General features: G+C 76.6%; 1 pseudogene. It reads right to left on the minus strand.

Features of this window, described 5'->3' with window-relative positions:
- Nucleotides 1–3,078: pseudogene (locus tag NT8_RS30180) on the minus strand (hypothetical protein); the annotation flags it as partial.

Here is a 3,078-nt window from a genome sequence, read left to right on the forward strand (position 1 = left end):
GGGTCGCCCTCGCCCTGCATGAGCACGTACTTGGAGCGGCGCGCCGGCGGCAGCGCCCCCGACGCCGACGGGTCGTGGTGGTACTCGGCGTCGGGGTCGACCCGCAGGTGGAACGTCCACTCACCGCCGGGGCCCTGGACGGTGGCGGTGAACCCGTCCGCGTGGAAGAACGGCCGGATGTCGCGGGCCGCCTGGGCGCGGACCCGGTCCATGACGGCGGTGCGCACGGCGTCGGTGACCCGGGGGTCGGTGATGGCGTCGACGCGGGTCTGCAGTTCGGACATCAGACCGGAGGTGTCGACGGGGTGCGTGCCGAACCAGTTGGACGTGAGCATCGGCCCCAGGTGGGCCGTCTCGGGGAAGACGTCGCGCCCCAGCTCGTCGGCGCGGTCCGCGGCGGTCTCCGCCGCCCGCCGGACGCGTTCGGCCTTCTGCTCGGCCTCGCGCGCGGAACGGTCGGCGGCGATGGCGAAGTACTCCGCGTCGTCGGCCGCCGTCCGGGCCGCCTGCTCGACGCGTTCGGCGCGGTCCACGACCTGCTCGGCCAGGGCCAGGCGGTAGCGCGCGTCCCTGACCGCGTCGGCGGCGGCCTCGGCGGCCTCCCGCGCCCCGTCCGCCGCCGCGCGCGCGTCGTCCGCCGTCTCGCGCGCCGCATAGGCGTCGCTCCACGCCGTGCTCAGCGCGTCGTAGACCCGCGCGGCGTCCTCCCGCGCGGCGTCGGCGGCCCGCAGCCGGACCGTCGCGTCGTCGAAGACGGTGTCGAGTGCGCTCCGCACGCCCTCGATGTCGTCGGGGCCGATGCCCGACCGCTCCCACAGCTCCGCGGCGCGCCGCTCGGCCCGCTCGGCGGCGGCGGCACGCTCCGCCGCCTGCTCGCGGAGGCCTGCGGCCTCGGCCGTGCGATCGAGGCCGGGGAGCCGGGGGTCGGTGTCCGGTGCGGACGCCGGATCCGGCCGGTCGTCGGAGGACTCCGCCGCCTCCCCGCGCAGGTCGGACAGTTCCGATCGGAGCCGCTGAACGCCGTCGTCGATCTCGTCGGCCCGGAAATCCAGGTCGTCGGCGTCCGCGCGGGCCTGCCCGGCCTGGATCTCGGCCCACTGCGCGTCCTCGGCCGCGTCGAGGACGCCCTGGAGCTCCGCGGCCCGCTCGTTCGCCGCGGCGTACGCGTCGTCGGCCTCGGCCCGGAGCGTGTCGGCGCGGGTGTCGGCGGCGTCCGCCGCCTCCTGCAGGAGGTCCGCCGTGCGGTCGGCGTCGTCGGCGGCGCGGCCCAGGCGGTCGGCGTTCCCCTCGGCGGCGGCCGCCGCCGCGCGGGCGTCCGCCTCCGGCTGCCGGAGGCCGTCCACTTCGGTGCGGGCGTCCCGGACCGCCGTGATCGCGTCCCGTACGGCAGTTCGCGCGGTGTCGGCGGTGTCGGTCCGGTTCTCGAACTCCGTCCGGAGCCCTTCGGCCTCCTCCCGGGCGTCGGCGGCCAGGTCGCGCAGCCGCGTGGCCTCGGCGCGCAGGGCGGTGGCCCGGCCGCGCGCCTCGTTCGCCTTGGCCACGGGGTCGTCGCCGTCGGGGTCCTCATCGTTCTCGACCGCCAGGACCATCGCGTCGACGTCGGGCCGGTCGCCGTCGGCGTCGGTGTTCCGCCCGGTGGTGTTCTGGGCCGGGTTGAGGGTGCTGCCCTCTCCGAGGTCGACGGGTCCGGGGCCGAGGGCGGTGTAGACCGACAGGGGTTCGGCCATCGCCTCGGCCGCCATCACCTCGGGGGGCACCGGCAGCGTCTTGCCCTGTTCCAGGGCGGCGAGGAGGTCCGCCAGGGAGCGGCCGGTGGAGGGGGAGTCGCCGTTCTTGCCGCTGAGCGCGCCGAGGTCGGGCGACCACGGCTTGCCGTCGAGGCCGATCGGCTCGAACCGGGGCGCGGGCGCGCCGTCCTCCGCCGACGCCTCGGTCCGGACCGGTTCGTCGTCGTAGAGCCCGCCGAAGTCGTCGTCGGTGCCCTGCTCGGTGGCGGGTGCGTCGCCGTCGTAGAGGTCGTCGTCGGAGTCGTGGCCGAAGCGGCCGCGGTCGTCGCGCCCCCGGCCGCCGGATCCGTCGCCGGTCCCGCCGGACGGGCCGCCGCCGCGGCCGCCCCGGCCGGTGCCCCGGCTCCGGTCGGCGCCGCCGCCGGAGCCCCGGTCGTGGCGGTCGTTGCCGCCACCGTCGTCATCGGGCCCCGCTGAGGAGGTGACCACGGCCGTGGCGCCGTCGGGCTGGATCGCGGCCACCGCCGCGCGCTGGGCGGCCAGCCAGTCGTCGAACGCCTTGATGTACGTCGTGCGGCGGCGCTCCACCGCCTTCTTCTCGGCCTCGTACGCGCGGAACTCGGTGCTGTCGGCGGGCTGCCCCTTGGCCTCCTGCGCGGCGTACCAGAGCTTCTGGCGGGCCTTGAGGTAGTCGGACTCGGCGTCGGCCAGCGCCTCCTGCGCCACCGCGACGCCGTCCACCGCCTCGGCCGCATCGGCGACGCGTTCGCCGTCGACCATGCCGAGCCGGACCGCGGTCCGCTGGGAGACCCACCCGGTGATCCTGTCCCGCGTCGTGCCGAGGTGCGGCCGGTCCCCCTTGCCACCGCCCTGCGCGGCGATCGCCCAGTCCGCGTCGAACTCCACCAGGTACAGCGGCCCATCCTCGAAGGCGAGTCCCGGCGGGGGCTTGGGGAGCACCGATTCGGCGTGGGTGCCGCCGCTGTGCGACGCGCGGCTCGCCTCCCCGATGGTGTGCTGGGTCCCCGAGTGGTGCTCGCTGAAGCCGCCGGTGGTGGTGTCGCCCGGCGCGCCGCCGCCCGAGGCGACGACCCCGCCGCCGTGGTCGTTCACGACGGTGGTGCTCGTGCCGTCGGCGTGGGTGTCGGTGATGGAGCCGGTCGGCGCCACGTGCAGGACCTTGGCCGTCGTGTAGTCCGGGCGGACCGCCATGCCCCACGACGTCCCGCCGATCGTGTCGAAGCCGATGCCTCCGGGGGTGTTCGCGGCGATGAAGTGGGAGGGCAGCACCGACGGGTCGAGTTCCTGCGCGACCGTGTCGGAGCGGGGGTCCAGCTTCAGCTTCTTGGCC

It is taken from the genome of Nocardiopsis trehalosi NBRC 14201 (assembly GCF_001552555.1).
In the GTDB taxonomy this organism is placed as follows: domain Bacteria; phylum Actinomycetota; class Actinomycetes; order Streptosporangiales; family Streptosporangiaceae; genus Nocardiopsis_B; species Nocardiopsis_B trehalosi.